The organism is Aquidulcibacter sp. (assembly GCF_044346625.1).
Lineage (GTDB): Bacteria > Pseudomonadota > Alphaproteobacteria > Caulobacterales > Aquidulcibacteraceae > Aquidulcibacter.
The window spans coordinates 1-21,802 of the sequence record NZ_JBIIYV010000050.1 but is presented as its reverse complement, the minus strand read 5'-3'; the positions used below and the strand labels follow the sequence as shown (position 1 = coordinate 21,802).

General features: G+C 56.6%; 25 protein-coding genes and 1 tRNA gene. 21 read left to right on the top strand and 5 right to left on the bottom strand.

Annotated features, from left to right (window positions below):
- Positions 1–650 (top strand): serine protease (locus ACIQ20_RS12130; RefSeq protein ID WP_395780644.1); only part of this gene is annotated, 650 nt, incomplete at its 5' end.
- On the opposite strand, the gene msrB is transcribed toward ACIQ20_RS12130, so the two are convergent.
- Together msrB and ACIQ20_RS12120 are read right to left on the bottom strand one after the other, a co-directional pair.
- A complete protein-coding gene (gene msrB / locus ACIQ20_RS12125; protein WP_395780642.1) occupies positions 647–1,069 on the bottom strand; it encodes a peptide-methionine (R)-S-oxide reductase MsrB in 423 nt (140 codons plus the stop codon). The genes ACIQ20_RS12130 and msrB overlap by 4 nt on opposite strands.
- A gap of 60 nt (positions 1,070–1,129) precedes the next feature.
- On the bottom strand, positions 1,130–2,404 hold the full coding sequence (locus ACIQ20_RS12120) for a DNA polymerase IV (RefSeq protein ID WP_395780640.1): 1,275 nt from the start codon (positions 2,402–2,404) through the stop codon (positions 1,130–1,132).
- Between the two features lie 58 nt (positions 2,405–2,462).
- Between ACIQ20_RS12120 and ACIQ20_RS12115 the strand changes: the two genes are divergently transcribed.
- Positions 2,463–2,882: a response regulator gene (locus tag ACIQ20_RS12115; protein ID WP_395780638.1), complete on the top strand. Its 420-nt coding sequence runs from the start codon at positions 2,463–2,465 to the stop codon at positions 2,880–2,882.
- Positions 2,883–2,886: 4 nt separating this feature from the next.
- On the top strand, positions 2,887–4,251 hold the full coding sequence (locus ACIQ20_RS12110) for a PleD family two-component system response regulator (RefSeq protein WP_395780636.1): 1,365 nt from the start codon (positions 2,887–2,889) through the stop codon (positions 4,249–4,251).
- A 153-nt stretch (positions 4,252–4,404) separates the two neighbouring features.
- Here the strand turns inward: ACIQ20_RS12110 and ACIQ20_RS12105 are convergent, their stop codons facing one another.
- The gene (locus ACIQ20_RS12105) at positions 4,405–4,896 is read right to left on the bottom strand and encodes an outer membrane protein assembly factor BamE (RefSeq protein ID WP_395780634.1); all 492 of its coding nucleotides are present in this window, start codon (positions 4,894–4,896) and stop codon (positions 4,405–4,407) included.
- 305 nt (positions 4,897–5,201) lie between these two features.
- Between ACIQ20_RS12105 and ACIQ20_RS12100 the strand changes: the two genes are divergently transcribed.
- The 7 genes from ACIQ20_RS12100 (at position 5,202) to ACIQ20_RS12070 (ending at position 9,665) form a co-directional block, all read left to right on the top strand.
- Positions 5,202–5,750 (top strand): ubiquinol-cytochrome C chaperone family protein, encoded by a 549-nt coding sequence (locus tag ACIQ20_RS12100; RefSeq protein ID WP_395780632.1) that lies wholly within the window; start codon positions 5,202–5,204, stop codon positions 5,748–5,750.
- A 143-nt stretch (positions 5,751–5,893) separates the two neighbouring features.
- Positions 5,894–6,967 carry a phosphate acyltransferase PlsX gene (plsX, locus tag ACIQ20_RS12095; RefSeq protein WP_395780630.1) on the top strand — a complete coding sequence of 358 codons (1,074 nt, stop codon included), beginning with the start codon at positions 5,894–5,896 and terminating at the stop codon, positions 6,965–6,967.
- A 5-nt stretch (positions 6,968–6,972) separates the two neighbouring features.
- Positions 6,973–7,959, top strand: coding sequence for a beta-ketoacyl-ACP synthase III (locus ACIQ20_RS12090; protein WP_395780628.1), 987 nt, complete (start codon positions 6,973–6,975; stop codon positions 7,957–7,959).
- 115 nt (positions 7,960–8,074) lie between these two features.
- Complete coding sequence (locus tag ACIQ20_RS12085; protein ID WP_085339078.1) at positions 8,075–8,365, top strand: integration host factor subunit alpha; 291 nt, start codon at positions 8,075–8,077, stop codon at positions 8,363–8,365.
- Positions 8,366–8,373: 8 nt separating this feature from the next.
- The gene (locus tag ACIQ20_RS12080) at positions 8,374–8,898 is read left to right on the top strand and encodes a MerR family transcriptional regulator (protein ID WP_395780625.1); all 525 of its coding nucleotides are present in this window, start codon (positions 8,374–8,376) and stop codon (positions 8,896–8,898) included.
- Between the two features lie 23 nt (positions 8,899–8,921).
- Positions 8,922–9,467: a GNAT family N-acetyltransferase gene (locus ACIQ20_RS12075; protein WP_395780623.1), complete on the top strand. Its 546-nt coding sequence runs from the start codon at positions 8,922–8,924 to the stop codon at positions 9,465–9,467.
- Positions 9,468–9,588: 121 nt separating this feature from the next.
- Positions 9,589–9,665 (top strand) — tRNA-Pro (locus tag ACIQ20_RS12070).
- A 29-nt stretch (positions 9,666–9,694) separates the two neighbouring features.
- Here the strand turns inward: ACIQ20_RS12070 and ACIQ20_RS12065 are convergent.
- A complete protein-coding gene (locus tag ACIQ20_RS12065) occupies positions 9,695–9,952 on the bottom strand; it encodes a DUF2842 domain-containing protein (protein WP_346381912.1) in 258 nt (85 codons plus the stop codon).
- A gap of 150 nt (positions 9,953–10,102) precedes the next feature.
- Here ACIQ20_RS12065 and ACIQ20_RS12060 point away from each other — a divergent pair, with 150 nt between their 5' ends.
- The 7 genes from ACIQ20_RS12060 to ACIQ20_RS12030 all read left to right on the top strand — a co-directional run bounded on the left by ACIQ20_RS12060 (position 10,103) and on the right by ACIQ20_RS12030 (position 17,914).
- On the top strand, positions 10,103–11,230 hold the full coding sequence (locus ACIQ20_RS12060) for a COX15/CtaA family protein (protein WP_395780621.1): 1,128 nt from the start codon (positions 10,103–10,105) through the stop codon (positions 11,228–11,230).
- Positions 11,231–11,343: 113 nt separating this feature from the next.
- Positions 11,344–12,630: a phosphopyruvate hydratase gene (gene eno / locus ACIQ20_RS12055; RefSeq protein WP_395780619.1), complete on the top strand. Its 1,287-nt coding sequence runs from the start codon at positions 11,344–11,346 to the stop codon at positions 12,628–12,630.
- Between the two features lie 36 nt (positions 12,631–12,666).
- Entirely contained in the window at positions 12,667–13,062 is a 396-nt protein-coding gene (locus tag ACIQ20_RS12050; protein WP_395780617.1) for a septum formation initiator family protein, read from the top strand.
- A 67-nt stretch (positions 13,063–13,129) separates the two neighbouring features.
- Positions 13,130–14,143: a pyruvate dehydrogenase (acetyl-transferring) E1 component subunit alpha gene (gene pdhA / locus ACIQ20_RS12045; protein WP_395780615.1), complete on the top strand. Its 1,014-nt coding sequence runs from the start codon at positions 13,130–13,132 to the stop codon at positions 14,141–14,143.
- 34 nt (positions 14,144–14,177) lie between these two features.
- On the top strand, positions 14,178–15,152 hold the full coding sequence (locus ACIQ20_RS12040; RefSeq protein WP_395780613.1) for a hypothetical protein: 975 nt from the start codon (positions 14,178–14,180) through the stop codon (positions 15,150–15,152).
- A 108-nt stretch (positions 15,153–15,260) separates the two neighbouring features.
- Positions 15,261–16,625 carry a pyruvate dehydrogenase complex E1 component subunit beta gene (locus tag ACIQ20_RS12035; protein ID WP_395780646.1) on the top strand — a complete coding sequence of 455 codons (1,365 nt, stop codon included), beginning with the start codon at positions 15,261–15,263 and terminating at the stop codon, positions 16,623–16,625.
- An 11-nt stretch (positions 16,626–16,636) separates the two neighbouring features.
- On the top strand, positions 16,637–17,914 hold the full coding sequence (locus tag ACIQ20_RS12030) for a pyruvate dehydrogenase complex dihydrolipoamide acetyltransferase (protein ID WP_395780611.1): 1,278 nt from the start codon (positions 16,637–16,639) through the stop codon (positions 17,912–17,914).
- A gap of 37 nt (positions 17,915–17,951) precedes the next feature.
- Here ACIQ20_RS12030 and ACIQ20_RS12025 read toward each other — a convergent pair whose 3' ends face one another.
- The gene (locus ACIQ20_RS12025; RefSeq protein WP_313587350.1) at positions 17,952–18,269 is read right to left on the bottom strand and encodes a YegP family protein; all 318 of its coding nucleotides are present in this window, start codon (positions 18,267–18,269) and stop codon (positions 17,952–17,954) included.
- A gap of 187 nt (positions 18,270–18,456) precedes the next feature.
- On the opposite strand from ACIQ20_RS12025, the gene ACIQ20_RS12020 reads away from it, so the two are divergent.
- From ACIQ20_RS12020 to panB, 4 genes are all read left to right on the top strand, one after another.
- Complete coding sequence (locus tag ACIQ20_RS12020; protein WP_395780609.1) at positions 18,457–18,636, top strand: hypothetical protein; 180 nt, start codon at positions 18,457–18,459, stop codon at positions 18,634–18,636.
- 65 nt (positions 18,637–18,701) lie between these two features.
- Positions 18,702–19,343 carry a MarC family protein gene (locus tag ACIQ20_RS12015; RefSeq protein WP_395780607.1) on the top strand — a complete coding sequence of 214 codons (642 nt, stop codon included), beginning with the start codon at positions 18,702–18,704 and terminating at the stop codon, positions 19,341–19,343.
- Positions 19,344–19,406: 63 nt separating this feature from the next.
- Positions 19,407–20,819, top strand: a complete 1,413-nt coding sequence (gene lpdA, locus ACIQ20_RS12010) for a dihydrolipoyl dehydrogenase (RefSeq protein ID WP_395780605.1) — start codon at positions 19,407–19,409, stop codon at positions 20,817–20,819.
- Positions 20,820–20,915: 96 nt separating this feature from the next.
- A complete protein-coding gene (gene panB, locus ACIQ20_RS12005) occupies positions 20,916–21,743 on the top strand; it encodes a 3-methyl-2-oxobutanoate hydroxymethyltransferase (protein WP_395780603.1) in 828 nt (275 codons plus the stop codon).
- The last annotated feature ends 59 nt before the right edge of the window (positions 21,744–21,802 follow it).

Below are 21,802 nucleotides of genomic sequence, written 5' to 3'. Positions count from 1 at the left end.
ACGGTCAGGGCAGTTCTGCGCGGCTAGCCCTGGTTACAGCAGGCCATGTGTTGGACCGGATGAAGCATGAGCAAGCCTCGGTCCATTGGCGTCGGGTGGATGCGCACGGGCGCTGGCACCGCGAACCTGCGCCTGTCCGGATCCGCAGTGGCGCTGGCGCCCCACTCTGGATACGCCATCCCGACCGCGACATTGCCGCTTTACCCATCGACCCACCGGCCCACGCGCATGATTGGGCGATTGGCTTTGACCAATTGGCTGATGATGCTGCCCTAGAGGCTTTTGACGTTCAGCCCGGTGATGAAATGCTGGCGCTTGGCTATCCGCGCGGTCTGTCGGCCAATGAAATCGGTTTTCCGATTTTGCGCGCAGGACGGGTAGCCTCTTACCCCCTATGGCCGAGCGTAGATTTCCCGACTTTTTTGATGGATTTTGCCGTCTTTGCCGGCAATTCCGGCGGCCCGGTCTATATGTCAGACCGAGCGCGCAAGCGGGTTGGCGCGCGCGACTTTCACGAAGCGCAATTTGTGGCAGGTCTTCTGGCCCAGCAAGTGGTGCTAACCGATGAGCGGCTCGAGATTGGCATCGTGCTGCACGCAGCCTTTATTCGCCAATGCCTTCTCGCCTTGAAAGAAAAGCTAGACGCTTAGTCGCCTTGATCTTCCTTGGCTTGAAACACGAGGACCACGCCATTGATGCACCAACGCTGGCCAGTCGGCGCCGGACCATCTGGGAACACGTGACCTTGGTGGGCGCCACATGTCGCGCAATGGCACTCTGTGCGGGGATAGAGCAGCTTCCAATCGGTCTTGGTCGCAACTGCCTCGGTCGTGATCGGCTGGGTAAAGCTTGGCCAGCCGGTGCCAGAATCAAACTTGTCAGCGGTTTTCCATAAAGCGGTGCCACAGCCAACACAGTGAAACGTGCCGTCGCGCTTTTCGTCATTCAGGGGCGAGGTAAAGGCGCGCTCGGTGCCTTCTTGGCGCGCAACCTGAAACTGAGCGGGCGTCAGAATCGTCTTCCATTCGGCATCGGTTTTTTGGACAGTGAAGCGGTCGGACTTGGCCATGATAATCTCCTAAGTGCCTCTTTACGCAAGGCAGGCGCGATTGGTTGCAGTCTAGGTGTGTCACATGCCGGTCTTAACGACGCCTTTTCCGTAGCGCGCATGCACGGAGTCGAGCGCGCGCTCTAGGGCGGCACGCTTTGGTGCCTGCGTGTTGAGGAGGTCGCCCTGATCGGCGCCCTCTAGTGGGCTGAGGTCTGAAAGCCCAACCCCGATCAGGCGGAAGGGCCCCTTGCTGATTTCTGCGCTCAATAAGGGCCGCGCCGCGTCAAACACCACGCGCCCGGTAGCGGTTGGTTCTGGCAATGTCAGTCGCCGCGTGACTTGTTTGAAGCCAGAGGTCTTGAGTTTGAGGGTGACAACCCGGCCCGCATGACCCTTTGCACGACTGATTTCCCCGACCTTGGCGCATAAGCGCTGCAGAATGGGCTCCAACTCGTCTAAGGTCTTTAAGTCATGATGGAAGGTGGTTTCAGACGAGATTGACTTGCGCTCGCTATCTGGTTCCACACGGCGATGGTCGATCCCGCGCGCCATATTGGCCAATCTTGTGCCGCCATCGCCATAGCGCCGCGTGAGGTCGATAGGGTTTGCGGCTGCTAGGTCACCGATCAGCTGATAGCCATCGCGGTTAAGCGCTTTGGCAAAGGCTGGACCCACACCATGGAGAAAGCCAACGGGCTTGGGCCACAAAATCTCGGGCACATCTTCGGGACCCAGAATGGCAAAACCGCGCGGCTTGTCGAGGTCGCTGGCGGTTTTGGCCAAAAACTTATTGCAAGACAGACCGATGGAGACGGTTAGGCCCATCTCGGTCTCGATCTTGTGCTGAAAGCGCGCCAGCGTCAGGGCAGGGGCACCGTGATGCATTTGCGTGGTGCCTGAAAGGTCCAGATAGGCCTCATCAATCGACACGGGCTCGACCAAGGGCGTCAGCGCCTGCATGGCTTGGCGGATGGCTTGTCCTTCCCGCGCATACAGGGGCATATTGGGCGGGATCACGGTCGCATCCGGGCAGAGCTTAAGCGCCTTAAACATCGGCATGGCAGAGCGCACACCTGAAGCGCGTGCGATATAGCAACACGTCGCCACCACGCCACGTCGTCCGCCGCCAACAATGACGGGTTTATCGCGCAGCTCGGGCTGATCACGCTTGTGGATCGCTGCATAAAACGCATCGCAGTCGATATGGGCAATCGAGAAGGTTTGCAGGTTTTTATGGCTAATCTGCCGCCTAGAGCCGCAATTTGGGCAGCGCAGCGCCTGTTCGCTACCCTGAGACACGTCCTGATAAAAACAATCGCGGCATAGACTTGGCAAGGCTCGATTAACTCCCATGCGATACAAGCACACTTCAAGCTTGGGGTCACTCCAAGCAAAAAGATTGGAGCGGAGTATGGCGGCGTCGGTCGCAACTCATGAAACGGAACAGCCCTTGGCAGAGCCAAAGGCGCAAAAAACCGTGATGATTGTTGAGGATAATGAACTCAACATGCGGCTGTTTCGTGACTTGCTGGCAGCCTTTGGCTATCGCACGGTGGAAACCCGCGACGGCCTAATGGCGCTGGACTTGGCGCGCGCTGAAAAGCCAGACCTGATCTTGATGGACATTCAATTGCCAGAAGTCTCCGGGCTCGACATCACCCGCTGGATGAAGGCCGATGATGAATTGGCCAGCATCCCCATCATCGCGGTCACCGCTTTTGCCATGCGGGGCGATGAAGAACGTTTCCGCGAGGGCGGCTGCCAAGATTACCTCTCAAAACCCATTTCCGTTGCCACCTTCATTGGTGCCGTGCGTAGGTTCATAGGATAGCCCGATGACTGCACGTGTCCTGGTTGTTGATGACGTCGAACCCAACGTTCGCTTGCTGGAAGCTAAGCTTCAGCATGAGTATTATACCGTCATCACGTCCAATTCTGGCGAAGACGCCATTGTGAAGGCTAATCGCGAGAATCCCGATGTGATTCTCCTCGATGTCATGATGCCAGGTCTCGATGGGTTTGAGACCTGTAAGCGGCTGAAAGATGATCCCGCCACCCGCCATATCCCAGTGGTGATGGTGACCGCCCTCGACCAACGCGAGGACCGTGTCAAAGGCCTCGCCGTTGGTGCTGACGATTTCCTTTCCAAGCCGATTGACGACATCACCTTGTTTGCGCGGGTAAAGTCGCTGGCCCGCTTTAAGGCGGTAGCCGATGAGCTTCGTTTACGTGAAGCCGCTGGCCGTCGCATGGGCGTGATTGAGGGCGGTTCTAACCGGGAATTGGGCCTCAACGCCCGCATCCTGATCGTGGAAGATGACCCCCGCCGCGCAGCCCGCCTCAAGCGCACGTTAGAAGCCGAACAGCGCCCGATGCTGATGCAGGATTCCAACGAATTGGGGCCTATGGGTCAATCGACCGTGGAATTGATGATCATTTCGGCCTCTGGCGCGACCTTTGACGGCCTGCGCCTTGCCGCCCATGTGCGCGGCCAAGAAAGCACCCGAAGCTTGCCGATCCTGGCGATCTGCGAGCCGGAAGAAAAAATCAAAGCGCTGCGCGCGCTGGACGTGGGCGTAAACGACTTCATCTATCGCCCGATTGATGACGAAGAATTGCTGGCCCGTACCCGCACGCTGATCAAGCGCAAGCGCCACATCGATCAGCTGCGCCTGACAGTGGATTCCAGCATGGAATTGGCCGTAACCGATCAGCTAACCGGCCTGCATAACCGCCGCTATATGGAAAGTCAGCTGAAGTCTTTGCTGGCACGCTCCTCACGCGGTGGACCGCCGGTCTCGGTGCTGATTGCCGATATCGACCATTTCAAGCGCGTCAACGATTTGTTTGGCCATGATGCGGGCGATGATGTGATCCGTGAGTTTGCCGCGCGCTTGGCCTCCAACTTCCGGCCGCGAGATTTGGCTTGCCGCTATGGCGGGGAAGAATTCGTGGTCATCATGCCTGAAACCAACGCCAATGACGCCAATATGATTGCTGAGCGTCTACGCTCATCCATCGAAGAAGCTGCCTTCTTCCTCGGCAGCGCTCGCGATACGTTGGAAGTAACCTGCTCGGTTGGGGTTGCGGTCGCGCAAACCAACGAACTCGACTACGAAACCCTGCTCAAACGCGCTGACGAAGCGCTCTATGTGGCAAAGCGCAGCGGTCGGAATAAGGTTGTGTCGCAGGCGGCTTAGTTGGTGCCAGACGCATTTCATCCCGGACGGCGTTAGCCGATCTGGGACCTGCATTCGGAAATCCATTGGAGTCCCCGCTCTCCGCTAACGCTGCGGCGGGGATGACAGGCTGTGTGGCGCGCCTCAGAACGATATACGCCGACCGCTAACCCCCTAATTCCGCCGAGGACCACCCGCAGACGTCGGCAAGTTCGGGTCGGAGCCCGGCAATTGGACTGGGGCGCGGCCGATGGAGCCGAAGATTTGTTCGAGGAAAGTGACTTCGCGGCCGCGGGTTGGGGTGCGGCGGGTGTCATAGTCAATCACGCGGCCATCAGAGAGACCGTAGGTGCGCACGGCGGCCACTTTGTCGCTATCATCAAACGAGATGGCGACAATGGTGCGTTCCATGGTGCGCGGCAGATAGAAAGCGGTCTGCTTTTGGATGGACGAGATATAATACCATGTCTGCTCGTCGAAAGTGCCGGTCTGCGAAGGGTTGCCCATGCGCGTCAGGACGGTTTCTTTGGTATCCACGCCATCTTGGAACGGTGCTTTCTGGCTTTCGTCTGCGAGGAAGCCGCGGCGGTCGATCGTGCCGGTGCACGCCCCAAGGAGGGAGACGCCACAGAGTAGGGCAACAGCAACCAAGTTTCTTCCACGCATCGTGTTCATCCCATATCCGCCAGCGCCTGAGGTGACGCGTGCATCGTGCTTTGCTTGCCCATAACGCGCAACTGGCAACAAATTAAGGCAAAAATGCCAAAGAATTGATGCCGCACCTGTCACGGCGCTGTAGATGTCTCTGCACGTCTAGCCAAAAATGTGGCAAAGCCCGCAGCGCTTGCCTTGACCTAGCCCGCCGGAATGTAAGGTTCAAGCCTAAGGTTCACGTTTCAGCTTCATCTTGAAGCCCTGAGCGGCCGTCCACCTGCTTGCGGGCGGCCCGCATTCTCCCCGATAGGTTCATCATGCCCACGAATTTGATCTCTCGCCTGTTTCGCAAAAAGCCCATCAAAGTGGCGGCCCGCGCACTCTATGATCAATTGAGCCTCGCCGCGCGCGAGCCTGCACTCTATGGCGAAGGCCGCGTGCCAGACAGCCCAGATGGCCGGTTTGAGATGTTGGCTTTGCATGCTTCTGTACTGTTTGGGCGCTTGTCCAAGCGCGGCGATCAAGCAGAAGAAACATCCCAAGAAGTGTTCAACATCATGTTTTCAGCCCTCGACCATGCGTTGCGGGAATTGGGCGTCGGCGATTTGTCCGTCGGCAAGCGAATCAGAAAGCTGGCTGAGAGTTTCTATGGCCGAATGGCGGTCTATACCGGTGCGCTAGAATTGCCAGAGGGCGAGCAAATGGGCGTTTTGGCAGAAGCGATTGGCGTGCATGTGCTTGAAAAAGACCCCGCCGCACAAGGCTTTGCCACTGAAATGGCCTCACGCATCCGTGATTGGACGCTTGACCTGCAGGGGGTTGCAGACGAAACTCTCTTGCGCGGTGAACTGCCACTGCCACGGTGAAAAACCATGGAAACTGCAGCGATTTACTTAGAATCGTCTGAATAATGTCATGGAGTTTCGCCAGTTTGGTGGGTAATGCCGCCTCGCAGCGCTGACTGGTTCGGTTGGCTATAGGCGCAGGGGCTAACGCCCAAGGAGACGGGATGACAATTGGCTTAACGCTATCGATCGACGCCATGGGCGGGGATCACGCACCAGATGCAATCCTTGCCGGGGTGGATCAGTTCGCGCAGGAAAACCCGCAAGCCCGTTTTATCCTGCATGGCGATCAAGCAGCCTTAGACCGACTATTGGCCAATCTGCCTGCCGCCAAAGCCGCAAGCGACGTCCGCCATACAGCCGACATTGTGCCCATGGATGCCAAGCCCAGCCAAGCGATGCGCAAAAAGGGCACCAGCATGTGGAATGCCATTGCCTCGGTGAAAGCTAGCGAGGCCGCTGCGGTCGTCTCTGCAGGCAATACTGGCGCATTGATGGCCGTTGCGCATTTGCAATTGCGCACGATGGAAGGCCTTCACCGCCCGGCTATCACCGCCTCCTGGCCTACACCAAAGGGCCATTGCGTCGTTTTGGACGTTGGGGCGAACGTTGATTCCGACCCCGATCAATTGGTAGATTTCGCCATTATGGGCGAAGCCTTTGCCAAGGCGCTCTATGGGATGGAGCGGCCCACGATTGGTCTTCTCAATGTCGGCTCAGAAGATGTGAAGGGCCACGAGGACATTCGTGAGGCCATGCGCTTGCTGCGTCTCTATGGCGCAACGCTGAATTTGGATGTGCATGGCTTTGTTGAGGGCAATGATATTTCGATGGGCAAGACCGATGTGGTCGTCACCGATGGCTTTACCGGCAATATTGCCCTGAAAACGGCCGAAGGCGCTGCGCGTTTGGTCGGTGCATTCTTGAAAGAGGCTCTGACCTCAAGCCCACTTGCGATGGCAGGCGCACTTTTGGCTTCTTCCGGCCTTAAAAAACTGAAAGATCGGATGGACCCCAGTAGTTCCAATGGCGGGGTGTTCTTAGGGCTCAATGGGCTTGTCATCAAATCTCATGGTGGCACCGATGCGCGCGGCTTTGCCAATGCGATGGCGGTTGGTGCTCGCTTGGCGGCAAGCTCTTATATGACCCAAGTTGCCGACAATTTGCTGCGCCTAACTGCAGCGCGCACTGCAGCCCTAGCCCAAGCGCAAACCAGTCCAGCGGTCGAGGGGGCCTGACAGGTATGGCACTTGCTTCGGGCCTGATGCGGTCTGTCTATCTGGGTAGTGGTGCCATGACGCCGGAGCGCATTGTGACCAATGCGGAACTCGAAACCATGGTGGATACCAGCGATGCTTGGATCCAAGAGCGCACTGGGATTGCCCAACGTGCCGTGGCTGGCCCTTTAGAGACAACCGCGACTTTGGGCACAGAAGCCGCACGGCGGGCCTTGACGGATGCAAACTTGACGCCCGCCGACATCGATCTGATCGTGTGCGCGACCTCTACGCCGGACCGGACGTTTCCAGCAACGGCAACTTTGATTCAGGCAGAGCTTGGCGTCCCAGTCGCGATTGCCTTTGACATTCAAGCGGTCTGCTCTGGCTTCGTCTACGCGCTGTCGGTCGCCGATGCCATGGTTCAGACCGGGCAGGCGAAAACAGCCTTAGTCATTGGCGCTGAAACTTTTTCCCGCATTTTGGACTGGTCTGACCGCACAACGGCCGTTTTGTTCGGTGACGGGGCAGGGGCGATGATTATCGGCGCTGTGCCTGTTGAAGATGCCGGGGGGCGCGGTGTCCTCGCCCATGCGCTTCGCGCCGACGGCCGCCATGCGGACTTGCTCTATGTTGACGGCGGGGCCTCGCAAGGCGGCCGCATTGGTAAGCTTAAGATGCAGGGCCAAGCCGTGTTTCGCCATGCGGTTGGCAACATTTCTGAAGCAATTGCAGCATGTTGCGCGAAAGCAGGTGTTGAGGTTGCCGATATCGACTGGTTTGTACCCCATCAAGCCAACCGCCGGATCCTTGAAGGCGTTGCCCGCCGCATGGGCTTGGACGAGCATAAGGTCATCACCACGGTAACCCAGCACGGCAACACCTCTGCTGCCTCTGTACCGCTGGCTTTTGAGGTGGCTCGGCAAGATGGGCGCATCCAAAAGGGTGATTTGGTGCTTTTAGAAGCCATGGGTGGCGGTTTTACATGGGGTGCATCGCTGATCCGGCTGTAAATGGACTGGACGTATTGTAAAATAGGGGTTTAATGCGTCTGTAGCTAATAGGAGGACCGGATGGACGCACCACAAAGTGGGCGGGCTCCGGGAAAGCCAATGAGGGGGGCAAGACGTGGGTAAAACACTAACTCGCGCAGATTTGATTGACGCTTTAGGGCGTGAAGTAGGTCTGTCGCGGAACGATTGTTCAGATTTACTTGAATCCATGTTGGAGCATTTGGCCAAAACCTTAGAGCGGGGTCAGTTGGTAAAGCTCGCACGGTTTGGCAATTTCAGTGTTAGAGCCAAACGCCCCCGAATCGGGCGAAACCCAAAGACGGGCGTTGAAGCAACCATTTCAGCGCGTCGCGTCGTGAGTTTCAAGGCTTCCCAAATCATGCGGGAGCGGGTCGAAAAAGGCTGAGGATAAAAGTGGCAGGCATCGAAAAAGGGGAACAGGCCTTTCGGACAATTACCGAGGCTGCTGAGCTCTTGGATGTGCCTGCCCATGTCTTGCGCTTTTGGGAAGGTAAGTTTCCACAATTACGACCGTTAAAGCGGGCAGGGGGTCGAAGGCATTATCGGCCTGAAGACATGGCCTTATTGCGCGGCATTCGCACTCTGCTGCAAGAAGATGGTTATCAGCTCAAAGGCGTTCAGAAAGTCCTGAAAGACCAGGGTGTCGCTTTTGTGCGCACCCGGGGTGCTGGAGCTCAGTCGGATGTTTTGCCTCCAATAGCGATTGATCCAGAGGTTTTGGCGCTTGGCGCCGCCGCCCGTGGCCCGGTCTATCCGCTGTCTCCTATACCTTCTGGTGAAGCGGCATCGCCTGCTAAAGCTCCCACACCATTGGTTGATCAGGCTAATCAGGTGCGCCTGCACGCTGCCCTTGAAAAACTCGAACGGGCCGAAGCGATTTTGGCCGCCGTGGCAGCCTTCCAGCGTCGCGCGTTTTAATCCTGAATTGAAGGCCTCCGTCCATGTCAGCACTGACCGTACGACTTGCCACGCCTTCCGATCGCGATGCGATTGTGACCCTGATGCAGCGCGCCTATCGCGGCGATGAAAGCAGGCAGGGCTGGACCTCTGAAGCAGACTTGATTGATGGGGAGAGGATCACGCCTGAAGCGATTGATCAGGTTCTGCAAAGCCCGCATCACCGCCTTTTGATCGCCAAGAAAGGTGAGGGGCAGCTTATCGGCTGTGCCGATGTCGAGCACTTGAGCGAAACGTCAGACACCTGCAGCTTCGGCAAATTTGCCGTTGAACCTTCGCTACAAGGCGGTGGAGTTGGTAAAGTTCTGATGGAGGCAGCAGAAGCTGAGGCCCGCCGCTCTTTTGCGGCAACCCGAATGATCATGACCGTGATTGAAGGGCGAAACGAACTCATCGCCTTTTATGCGCGCCGTGGTTATGCCGCGACGGGCAACAGCGTCTCAATGGCCGAAATTCATACCGATCCCAAGATGACCCGGGGCCATGATCTGATCTTGTTGGAATTTGCCAAAGATCTGGACGAGGGCTGAAGTCAGCTCGCATTTGAGGTGCGGGCCTCTGTGATAAATCTCTGACAACAAAGATTGCCGCCAACCCTTTGGCCGTCTATAGCCACGCGCTCGCAATAGTCACCTGTTTGCGAGCAACGGTCGGAGCGTAGCGCAGCTTGGTAGCGCACTTGTCTGGGGGACAAGGGGTCGTGGGTTCGAATCCCGCCGCTCCGACCATTTTCACCCCAAAATTCAAAAACGATTGATTAGCTACGCTTGCGTATGGCCGCAGCTTCGGGTGGCTTTTCAGCAGCTGCTTCGTCAGGGTCCGGTTTTCGCATCCACATATAAACCGGATAGAGTGGGAACACCCAAGCAAGACCTGCAATCGCAAAATAGGCGATCTGGGCATACCAAGGCTTGTCCGCAAATAGGGCACCGACTGAGGCTGCAAAGAACGAATAAACCACCAAGACAACCAGTGTCAGTGTGATCCCAATGGCGCGTCGATGTGTCGCTTTCACATGCTTCTCCCTTGATGTTAGGCCTCTTTAGCCTGTAAGCAGGCCGCGCCGCAAACCACGTCGCTGTGACTGATCTGTTGGGTCACTGCGGGCCCTTGCCAAGGTGTGCCGGCCATCTACTTGTACCGCTACTTAGGACGCCAAGCTGTCATGACCAATGTTTTGCCTGTTTCCAACTTACGTAGCCAAATGGCCCTGCCAGAGCAGCGACAGCGCATCTACGACCTTCGGGTTGGTAGTTGGCTGTTGTTCATCGCCTTTTTGGTTTTGTGCATGGTCATAGTCGGTGGGGCCACGCGTTTGACAGATTCAGGGCTCTCGATCACCCATTGGTCGCCGATCCATGGCGCGATCCCACCGCTAAACGCTGAGCAATGGGCGGTTGAGTTTGAACGCTATCGTCAAATCCCGGAGTATAAGCTGCAGAACAAGGGCATGAGCCTGGGCGAGTTTCAGTTCATTTTCTGGTGGGAATGGGCACATCGCTTGCTTGGCCGCGTCGTCGGCTTGGCGTTTGCTGTGCCATTAGTGGTGTTTGCTTTGATGCGGCATCTGCGGCCGGCCATGACCCCTTGGCTGGTTGGCATGTTTGCTTTGGGCGGTCTGCAAGGTTTTATCGGCTGGTGGATGGTCAGTTCCGGCTTGAGCGGGGACCGTCTGGACGTGGCCGCTTATCGCTTGGCAACGCATCTTTCCTTGGCGATTCTGCTGATGGGCTTAGCACTATGGACCGCCCTTGATCTAATCACGCCGAAACAACCCCACCAGGGGGACAATAAAGTCGCGCCTTGGGCGATTGGCTTTGTTGTGTTCTTGGCCTTCCAAATTGTCTTGGGTGCCTTTGTGGCGGGAACCGATGCGGGCCTCATCAATAATGACTGGCCGACTTTTGCCGGTGGCCTCTATCCAAATGACTATGCGGCCTTGAGCCCCTTATGGCGCAATTTTGTCGAGAATACCTCGACCATTCAATTCAACCATCGCATAGGCGCTTATGGAATCGGCATCGCTATGGTGCTGGTCTGGCTGCAGACACGACGCTCAGCACAGCGCGACATCGTCCTGTGGGGCAATGTGGTTGCGATCCTAGTCGTGTGCCAAATGGTCCTAGGTGTTTCGACCCTGATCGGCTTCGGTGTCTGGGCTCCGCCGCAGATTGAAGGCGTATTGCTCGGGATTGCCCATCAAGGCTTAGGGGCAATTTTGTTCGCTAGCGCCATGATGTTGATGCGCGCGAGCCTGAAACCAAGGGTCCAACCCCTCAAGCTTGCAGTCTAGCATAGGGCATTTGCGTCTTTAGCCTAGCTTTGCGCGCGCGGTCGCGCTAACCGCTTGGCGGAACGCAGGTGATGATTTGCCTCACGCTGCAGCCAGTTTGGTGGAGCCCCCCTATGACCGCAATTATCGACATCGTTGGCCGTGAAATTTTAGACAGCCGTGGCAACCCGACCGTTGAAGTCGACGTCATCCTCGAAGATGGTTCTTTTGGGCGGGCAGCAGTTCCTTCCGGGGCCTCCACAGGCGCACATGAAGCGGTCGAAAAGCGCGACGGGGACAGCTCGCGCTATTTGGGCAAGGGCGTTCTAGACGCAGTCGAAGCGGTCAATGGCGAAATTTTTGAGACGCTCGAAGGCTTTGAAGCCGAAGACCAGCGCCATATCGACGATATTCTGATAGAGCTGGATGGCACACCTAATAAGTCGCGCCTTGGTGCCAATGCGATCCTCGGCGTGTCCTTGGCCGTCGCGAAGGCTGCAGCAGAAGCAGCCAGCCAGCCCTTGTACAAATATGTGGGCGGCGTGAATGCCCGCGTGCTGCCCGTGCCGATGATGAACATCATCAATGGCGGGGCCCATGCCGATAATCCAATCGACATTCAAGAATTCATGATCATGCCGCTGGGCGCGGATACGTTCGGCGAAGCGGTGCGCATGGGGTCAGAGATTTTCCACACGCTGAAGAAGCTGTTGAAAGACGCAGGCCACAGCACCAATGTTGGCGATGAAGGCGGTTTTGCACCAAACCTGTCCTCAGCCGAAGAAGCCTTGAGCGTCATCATGCAGGCCATTGAAAAAGCTGGCTATAAGCCAGGCGAAGATGTGGCGCTGGCACTTGATTGTGCCGCAACCGAATTCTTCAAAGACGGCAAATACGCCATGGTGGGCGAAGGCAAGACCTTGGCCCCCGAAGACATGGCGCACTATCTAGAAGGCCTCGTCAACAAATTCCCCATCGTCTCGATCGAAGATGGCATGTCTGAAGATGATTTCGTGGGCTGGGCCGCACTGACCAAACTGTTGGGCAAGAAGTGCCAATTGGTCGGTGATGATTTGTTCGTGACCAATCCAGCCCGCTTGCAGCAAGGCATTCGCGATGGTTTGGCCAATTCAATCCTCGTGAAGGTCAATCAGATCGGAACTCTATCCGAGACATTGGATGCTGTCGAAATCGCACACCGCAATGGCTATACTTCGGTGATGTCGCACCGCTCGGGCGAAACCGAAGATTCAACCATTGCTGATCTGGCCGTGGCGACCAATTGTGGTCAGATCAAAACTGGTTCCTTGGCGCGCTCTGACCGGACAGCCAAGTACAACCAATTGATCCGAATTGAAGAAATGCTGGAAGGCCAAGCAATTTATGCTGGTCATGGTGCTTTGAAAATCGCCCACGGTTAATTTGCTAACACTTGGTTTACCAAGTTTGGGCACAAGATGGCGTGGGCTAAGCAAACAGCGGCCGCGCCACCAAAAGGCATTGTCGGTATGGCATTCTTAAAGGGCATACGTATCTCAACCTTCCTGTTCTCAGGGGTGTTGGTGTATTTTGCTGTGCACTTTTTTGTCGGCCAACAAGGCGTGCTGTCGTGGCACTCCTATGTGCAGGCCGCCGACAGCCTGATGGCTGAGCGCGACGGCTTGGTTAAGCAGCGGACAGAGTTAGAGCGCAAGCTGGCCCGTTACCGGGCTGGCCAAGTTGATTCGGACTATGTGGAAGAGCGTGCCATGTCCCAATTGGGGCTGGCAGGGCCGAACGATATTGCGATGCCATTGCCAAAAACAGCAGCCGTTGCGGCATCTTCTGCATCTTCGCAGACCCCCAATCCGTGAACGCAACTGGACGTCTGGCCCGCTTCTGCCTATGGATAATGTCTTCTGAGAAGGGTTGTACGCATCGATGGCTGCCAAGAAATCATCCGGGTCCGCTGCTGTTTCTCCATCAAACTTAGTCAATCGTGACGAGGCACTCGCCTATTATCGCGATATGCTCTTGATCCGCCGCTTTGAAGAGCGTGCTGGCCAGCTTTATGGCATGGGTTTGATTGCTGGTTTCTGCCACCTCTATATTGGCCAAGAAGCTGTCGTGGTGGGTATGCAAGCTGCGCAAAAGGCGGGCGATCAAGTGATCACCGGCTATCGCGACCATGGCCATATGTTGGCCTGCGGCATGAGCCCGCGTGAGATTATGGCAGAACTGACCGGGCGGATTGGCGGTTCATCGCGCGGCAAGGGCGGCTCGATGCACATGTTCTCGAAAGAGGCCAATTTCTATGGCGGCCATGGCATCGTGGGCGCGCAAGTTGCCTTGGGGACAGGGCTAGCACTCGCCAATCGTTATCGTGGCAATGAGCAAGTTTCGGTCGCTTATTTTGGCGACGGTGCTGCCAACCAAGGCCAAGTCTATGAAAGCTTTAACATGGCAAGCCTATGGCGTTTGCCAGTGGTCTATGTGATCGAGAACAACCAATATGCCATGGGCACCAGCGTCGCGCGGGCCTCTGCAGAGACCGAATTGTTCAAGCGCGGCATCAGCTTTGAAATTGTTGGCGAAGAAGTCGACGGCATGGACGTTATGGCCGTGCGCAAGGCGGCTGAACGCGCTTTAGAACATGCCCGGTCCGGGAAAGGTCCTTTCCTGTTGGAGATGAAGACCTATCGCTATCGTGGTCATTCCATGTCCGATCCGGCTAAATATCGCCCCAAAGATGAGCCAAAGCAGGTGCGCGATACCCGCGACCCCATTGAGCACATGCGCCATTATGGCTTGGAAAATGGGTTGTTTACTGAAGAAGACCTGAAAACAATCGACCGGGACGTGAAAGAAATAGTAGCCGATGCTGCCGATTTCGCTCAAACAAGCCCGGAGCCCGACCCTTCAGAGTTGATGCGTCATATTTATGTTGAGGCCTAAGCCAAAAGGCAGGCCACATGTGGGAGAAAACGAGATGAAAGCCATGAAGACTACTCTCATCGCCACCGCAGCAATCGGCCTTGTTGCTGCAATTGGCACCCAATTTGGCGGTGTACCTGCCTTTGCGCAATCAGCAACGCCACCTGCTGCGCCTGCACCCGCCACCAGCAACATTCCTGTCCATCCCGGTAACTTCAGCGGTGGCAAGGTTGATAGCCTAACCTATACCCCAAGCTGCCCAGCCTTTAAATTTGATATGGATGCGGCCGCCATTCAGGAAAGCACCAGCCGGAGCTTTGTCGAAGGTGAAAAGCGTCGCTTCGACGCCGTTCGCGAAAAGTGGGACGCCTATGAGGACTGCTTGGTTGAGAATGCGCGTCGCGATATCGACGTTGTCCGCATCAATCTCGGCGACTATTTGTCTGCCGCAGCCAATGAAGAAGCCAAAGCCTTTAACGGCATGAACGCTGCTGCAACGGGTAACATTGAGCGGATTGGCAAATTGCCTGCGCCGAAAGCCCCGAAGAAAAAGGGTGACGCAGCGGCGGTAGAGGCCCCACAAGCGGCCTTGTCTGCTTGGACGGAACCAAAAGGTCGGTTCATTGGCACTCTGAGCGGTTCTGCGGCTCAGCCTCAGTATACATCGGCATGTCCTGCGGCGTTGGGCGCTCTTACTGCTGACTCATTTGTCACTGAGAACACCCGCAATGGCTTTAATGCGCTGTTGGATGAATTGCGCGCGATGCCAGACCGCATCAACCAAGTGCGCAGCTGCCGTCAGGAAAATGGCCAGGAAGATTATGAAGTCATCCAGAAAGTTGTCCAAGATGGCGTCAATGCTGTGTTCCAGCCCGGCAAAACCGCTTTTGAAAAGGAGTTTGCGGCTGTTCGCTTCCAATTGAACGAGCACCAAAAGCCAGGTGGTTTGTTGGCACCCCCAGAAATGGGTCGTGCGCCAGCTAAAAAGGCTCCACCTGCAAAAACGCCTGCTGCCAAGAAGAAAAAATAGAACGCGACCCGCTTTGGGTTTTTAAGAGCAGCGGCGCTTGGTCACCGTTGCGACGCACGATGAAGAGGACGGGCCTGCTTTATGCAGGCCCAACCTAATCCAACGAATATGGAGCCTGCCTTGTCGATTGAAATCCTCATGCCCGCACTCTCTCCAACGATGGAGGAAGGCACTTTGGCCAAATGGCTGGTGCAGGTCGGTGACACGGTCAAAGCAGGTGACGTTATTGCTGAGATTGAAACCGATAAGGCGACGATGGAAGTTGAGACCATCGACGAGGGCGTGGTTGAAGCGTTGTTGGTGGCCGCTGGTAGTCAGGGTGTGAAAGTCAACACACCCATCGCGCGCATCTCTGGCGATGAAGAGGTGGCAGCGCCAACTCCAGCCCCACCGCCAGTCGTAGCAGCACCAGCGACTGTAGCTGTACCAGCGTCCGCAGCCGCTAGTGCACCTGTTGCCTTAGCCGATCCTGAAATTCCACCTGGCACGCCAATGGTCAAAGTGACTTTGCGCGATGCGCTTCGCGACGCCATGGCCGAAGAAATGCGCCGCGACCCAGACGTTTTCCTAATGGGCGAAGAAGTTGGTCAATACCAAGGCGCCTATAAGGTCAGCCGTGGCCTTCTGGAAGAATTTGGTGACCGTCGCGTGATCGATACGCCGATCACTGAGCATGGTTTTGCCGGCATGGGTGTGGGCGCGGCGATGGCTGGTCTGAAGCCAATTGTGGAGTTCATGACCATGAACTTTGCGATGCAAGCCATTGACCATATTATCAATTCTGCCGCTAAAGTGCATTATATGTCAGGCGGGCAGATCAGTGCGCCCATCGTCTTTCGTGGCCCGAATGGCGCAGCATCACGCGTGGGTGCCCAGCACAGCCATGATTATTCAAGCTGGTACGCCAATGTGCCCGGCCTCAAAGTGATTGCCCCTTATGATGCAGCCGATGCCAAAGGGCTTCTCAAGGCCGCCATTCGCGACCCTAATCCCGTCGTCTTCCTTGAGCATGAGCTTCTGTACGGCATTGAGTATGACGTACCAGAGGGCGATGACTGGGTTGTGCCGATTGGCAAAGCAAAAGTGCGTCGTGAGGGCACGGACCTGACCATCACGGCCCATTCCCGCATGGTGGGCTTTGCCCTGCAAGCGGCAGAAGAATTGGCCACTTTGGGCATTTCCGCCGAAGTCATCGACCTGCGTACCCTGCGCCCGCTCGATACCGAAACCATCATCGCCTCGGTGAAGAAGACCAATCGCCTTGTGACGGCGGAAGAAGGTTGGGGCCCGATGGGTGTAGGCGCTGAAGTGATTGCCTGCGTCATCGACGGGGCATTTGACTGGCTCGATGCCCCACCGATGCGTGTCCACCAAAAAGATACCCCGCTACCTTATGCGGCCAATCTTGAAAAACTATCCTTGCCGAATGCGGCAGATATCGTCGCGGCCGCCCGCGCCGTCACCAATCGCTGAGGAATTTGCCCATGGCTATCGACATTTTGATGCCCGCCTTGTCCCCGACGATGGAAGAGGGCGTGCTGGCGAAGTGGCATATCAAAGTTGGCGACGTGCTGAAGTCTGGCGACATCATGTGCGAAATCGAAACCGATAAAGCCACAATGGAAGTCGAAGCGGTCGATGAGGGCAAGGTCCTTGAGATTTTGGTCGCCGAAGGCACTCAAGGCGTGAAGGTCAATGCTGTGATTGCGCGGATTGAAGGCGAGGGCGATGCCCCGTCAAAAGCACCTGCTGCGCCGGCCCCAGTTGCTGCAGCCTCTGCGCCTGCGCCTGCTCCAGCAGCCGCTCCAATGGCTGCCTTAGCACCTGCCACTGACGGCACGCGTATCATGGCGTCACCGTTGGCAAAGCGCATTGCCGAGGCCGCTGGGATCAATCTTGCCCAAGTCACCGGCACTGGCCCGCATGGCCGGATCGTCAAGGCCGATGTGGAAGCTGCGCGCGGTCAGGCACCCCAGCCAGTGGCAAGTGCTACGCCTGCTGCGCAAACCGCTGCACCGGCACAGGCCCCAGCACCGGCACCGCGTGCGCCCAGCCCATTGCCCTATGCCGACGGCACCTATGATATTGTGCCCTTGGATGGCATGCGCCGGACGATTGCACGCCGCATGACTGAAAGCTTCCGCGATGTGCCGCATTTCCCGCTCAGTATTGATCTGGAAATCGACAAATTGTTGGAATTGCGCAAGCAGCTCAATCAGGTTGGGGCCGCGCAAAATGCCAAAGTGTCGGTCAATGATCTGGTAATTAAGGCCGCCGCGCTTGCTTGTAAGCGCGTGCCAGCGGCGAACGCTTCCTATACGCCTGATGGCATTTTGATCCATCATAACGCAGACATCGCAGTGGCAGTCGCCATTGATGGTGGCCTGATCACGCCCGTGATCCGCAAGGCCGAGACCAAGGGCCTCGCTGCCATTTCCGATGAAATGAAGAGCTTAGCGGATAAGGCACGCAACCGGAAACTCATGCCAGAAGATTATGCCGGCGGCACCTTCTCCATCTCCAATCTGGGGATGATGGGGATAAAGAGCTTCATGAGCATTATCAATGAGCCTCAAGGCTGCATCTTGTCGGTTGGGGCCGGGGAACAGCGTCCGGTTGTCAAAAATGGCGCGCTGGCTATTGCGACCGTCATGAGCGTCACGCTGACTTGCGATCACCGGGTAGTTGACGGTGCGATTGGCTCTGCTTGGCTCGCCGCGTTCAAAAGCCTGATTGAAGAGCCCATCGGCCTGATGTTGTAAGGCAGGCTAGGCCTGCCTTACGCCTTTCAGCTTTAGCCTAGACCTCAACGACTGGCGCGTCTGGCGCTTGGCGTTGGAAGGATTCCATGCCGTTCTCGCAACTGGCTTTGGCCTTATAGCCTTCATTGCCATCGGCGATGATGTTGCCGTTCTTTGACTTGGCGCGCCAGTAATATTGGCCCTTTGATTCAAAGACCTCATACTTCAGTTCACCCTTGCGGCAGAGTTCAATGCCGTTATCGCGAGACGCCTTTGATGAATAGCCTTCGCTTGAGTCAGCCAGAATATTACCATTGGTAGCCTTAAAGCGCCAACGAAAACCATCCTTGGCTTCATAAGTCTCGAATTTTGACATGGTACAAACTCCTCCCTAGGGCACGAATACTTGGGTTGCTTCGTTGTATTCTTGGCGGATATGACACTGAGATCGCGAGCGGGGTCAAGTGTTGTTTTGCAACATTTATTTAACCACGCTCTCTGGGAGCGAATTAACCAATCTCCGCTAAGGTTAACTCATAAAAATCGGAGCGGAGATTCCGGATATGGGTTGGTTTGGGTTTGGGGGGCCGCGCGGCCGCGGGCAGAAAAAGCCTGCGGTCCGCGTGCTGGGCCATGAGCGCGAAAGCGATGAACGCGCCATTTTGGTGGATCGGCGTGGGCCAATTTCCCGCCTTCCAGACGTGCGCCCGCGCCGCCGCGATTTTGACGACCCACGTCGCTAAAACACCGATGCAGTAACTGTTCGCTAGAGGATGACCCAAAGCCCAAAGCGGGTTAGAGGTCGCTCATGCTCGAACTCTTTCTCGCCGCCTTCGTTACCTTTTTTGTGGTGATCGACCCGCCGGGGGTTGCACCCATGTTTGCCACTTTGACCCAGCACACCTCGCGGGCGTGGCAGAATAAGATGGCGTTTAAGTCGGTAGGCGTGGCGACGATTGTGCTCGTCGGCTTTGCCTTTGGCGGACAATGGCTGTTGGGCAAATTACACGTCTCGCTCGACGCATTTCGCCTAGCAGGTGGGGTGCTCTTGTTCCTGATCGCGGTGGACATGCTGTTTGAAAAGCGGACCGAACGACGCGAAGAGCGCAACGAAAAAGTCCTCGCTGAAGCCCAAAAGCATCCTGAGCGTTTTGAAGATGTGTCGGTGTTTCCCCTTGCGATCCCGCTGATTTCAGGGCCGGGTGCAATCGCTTCCATCATGTTGTTGTTTGCTCAGTCCAAAGACTTTGCAGAACAGGGCATGGTTTTGGCTGGTGCCGGCGCGAACTTGCTTTTGTGCCTCATTGGTTTTCTTTTAGCCGGCCCTCTGACCAAAATCATGGGCGCAACCGTTGCTGCCATGATTACCCGCATTTTTGGTATCATTCTGGCCGCTTTAGCCGCACAGTTCATCGTCGATGGCGTAAAGGGGGCATTCGGTATCGGGTAGCTCAAGGCCTTCCAAGCAGGACCGAAAGCAGGCTAAAGAGTGATCTAGGATCAGGAGTTTTGGATGGCCAGTGATACCGTGGATGTCGTCGTAATTGGATCAGGCCCCGGGGGCTATGTGGCCGCCATTCGGGCTACCCAATTGGGTTTTAAGACCGCCATTGTAGAACGGGAGTCCTTGGGGGGCATCTGTCTCAATTGGGGCTGTATCCCCACCAAAGCGCTTTTGCGCTCTGCCGATGTCTATGAAAACATCAAGCACGCCGAGGCTTACGGCCTGTCGGTTACGGGCGCGAGCTTTGATTTGTCCAAGATTGTAGATCGCTCGCGCAAGGTCGCTAAGCAATTGTCGGGCGGCGTCACCTATTTGTTGAAGAAGAATAAGATTGAAGTGATCGCGGGCACCGCTCGCCTGACCAAGGGCACAGAAGCCCCGGGCGTCACAGTCGATCTCGCCGCCGGTGGCACCCGAACCATCACGGCTAAGCACGTCATTTTGGCAACAGGTGCGCGGGCCCGCACTATCCCTGCGGCTGGCCTCGTCCCCGATGGCAAGCTGATCTGGACGTACCGCGAAGCACTGGTGCCCGACACCATGCCAAAGCGCTTGTTGGTGATTGGCTCGGGCGCGATTGGGATTGAGTTTGCCAGCTTCTTCCGGTCGCTGGGCTCTGAAGTCACGGTGGTAGAGGCGCTCGACCGGATTTTGCCGGTTGAAGATGCGGAGATTTCAGGCTTTGCCGCTAAGGCATTCCAAAAGCGCGGCATTCGCTTGATCACGGGTGCATCTGTGAAGGGCTTGAAGCCGGGCGTTACGACTGTCACGGCCACCATTGAAAGCGGCGGCAAGACTGAAACCATCGAGGCCGATCGCGCCATTCTGGCCGTTGGCATTGTTGGCAATGTTGAGAATTTGGGTCTGGAAGAGCTCGGCGTCACCGTGGATCGCACCCATGTGGTGACAGATTCCATGGGCCGTACCAATGTCAAAGGCCTTTACGCAATTGGCGATTTGACTGGCGCACCCTGGCTGGCCCACAAAGCTAGCCATGAGGGCGTTTCCTGTGTTGAGGCGATTGCGGGCCTTCACCCCCATGCGCTGAATGTGGCGCGCATTCCCGGCTGTACCTATTCCAACCCACAAGTCGCTAGCATCGGCTTGACCGAGGAAAAGGCCAAAGCTGCAGGATACGATATTCGCGTCGGCAAATTCCCGTTCAGCGGCAATGGTAAAGCCATCGCGCTTGGTGAGCCAGAGGGCATGGTCAAAACGGTGTTTGATAAGAAAACGGGTGAGCTTTTGGGTGCCCACATGGTCGGCACTGAAGTGACGGAGCTGATCCAAGGCTATGGCATCGCTATGACCTTAGAGACCACCGAAGCGCAATTGATGGAAACCGTCTTCCCGCATCCAACCCTGTCAGAAATGATGCATGAGGCGGTGTTGGATGCGTATGGGCGCGTGATTCATATCTAAATTGCGCGCGGCCAGCTCTAGCTAGCTTCATGACAAATGCAGCAGATTAGGCGTGGGGCCTTTAGCCTGCGCGCGCCTCGGTGTAGAGACACGGCCATGAGTGCTCAAACCGAAACCACCAAACGCAAAACTGTGCGCGACATCGCGGGCAGCAAGGGCAAGTCTCCCGTCGTTTGCTTGACGGCCTATACCGCCCCGATGGCGCGCCTGCTGGACCCACATGCCGATGTGCTGTTGGTGGGCGATAGTCTGGGTATGGTTGTGCACGGCTTAAGTTCCACGGTTGGGGTTACGCTGGATATGATGATCCTGCATGGCCGCGCCGTGATGCGGGGCTCTAATCAAGCCATGGTCGTTGTCGATTTACCGTTTGGCTCTTACGAGGAAAGCCATGAAGTGGCGTGGCGCTCGGCTAGCCGCGTGATGATGGAAACCGGCTGTCAAGCTGTGAAAGTTGAGAGTGGCGAAGGCATTGCAGACACGATTGCTTTCTTGGTCGACCGTGGCATCCCCGTCATGGGCCATGTTGGCCTGCGCCCCCAAGCGATGAATGTCGATGGCGGGTTTCGCGCCAAAGGCCGCACCAAGGCAGAGCGTGACCGCGTGCTGCGCGAAGCGTTGGCAGCAGATCGGGCAGGGGCTTTTGCAATCGTAGTTGAAGGCGTTGCCGAAGACATTGCTGCCGAAGTCAGCTCGCTGGTCCGCGCACCCACAATTGGAATTGGTGCTTCCGCCCAATGTGACGGTCAGATCCTGGTAACCGATGATATGTTGGGCATGTTCCCTTGGACACCCAAATTTGTGCGCCGCTATGCGGATCTCGGAACCGTCATTGATCAGGCTGCCGCCCATTATGCGCAAGACGTGCGGGAGCGGACATTTCCTGCCGAAGCGGAGACTTATGTGCTAAAACGCGCACCGTGAGTGCTTTTGCCCTCAAATCGTCGCAGTTTCGCGCGAGCCCAAACCTTGCCCTGTGTGAC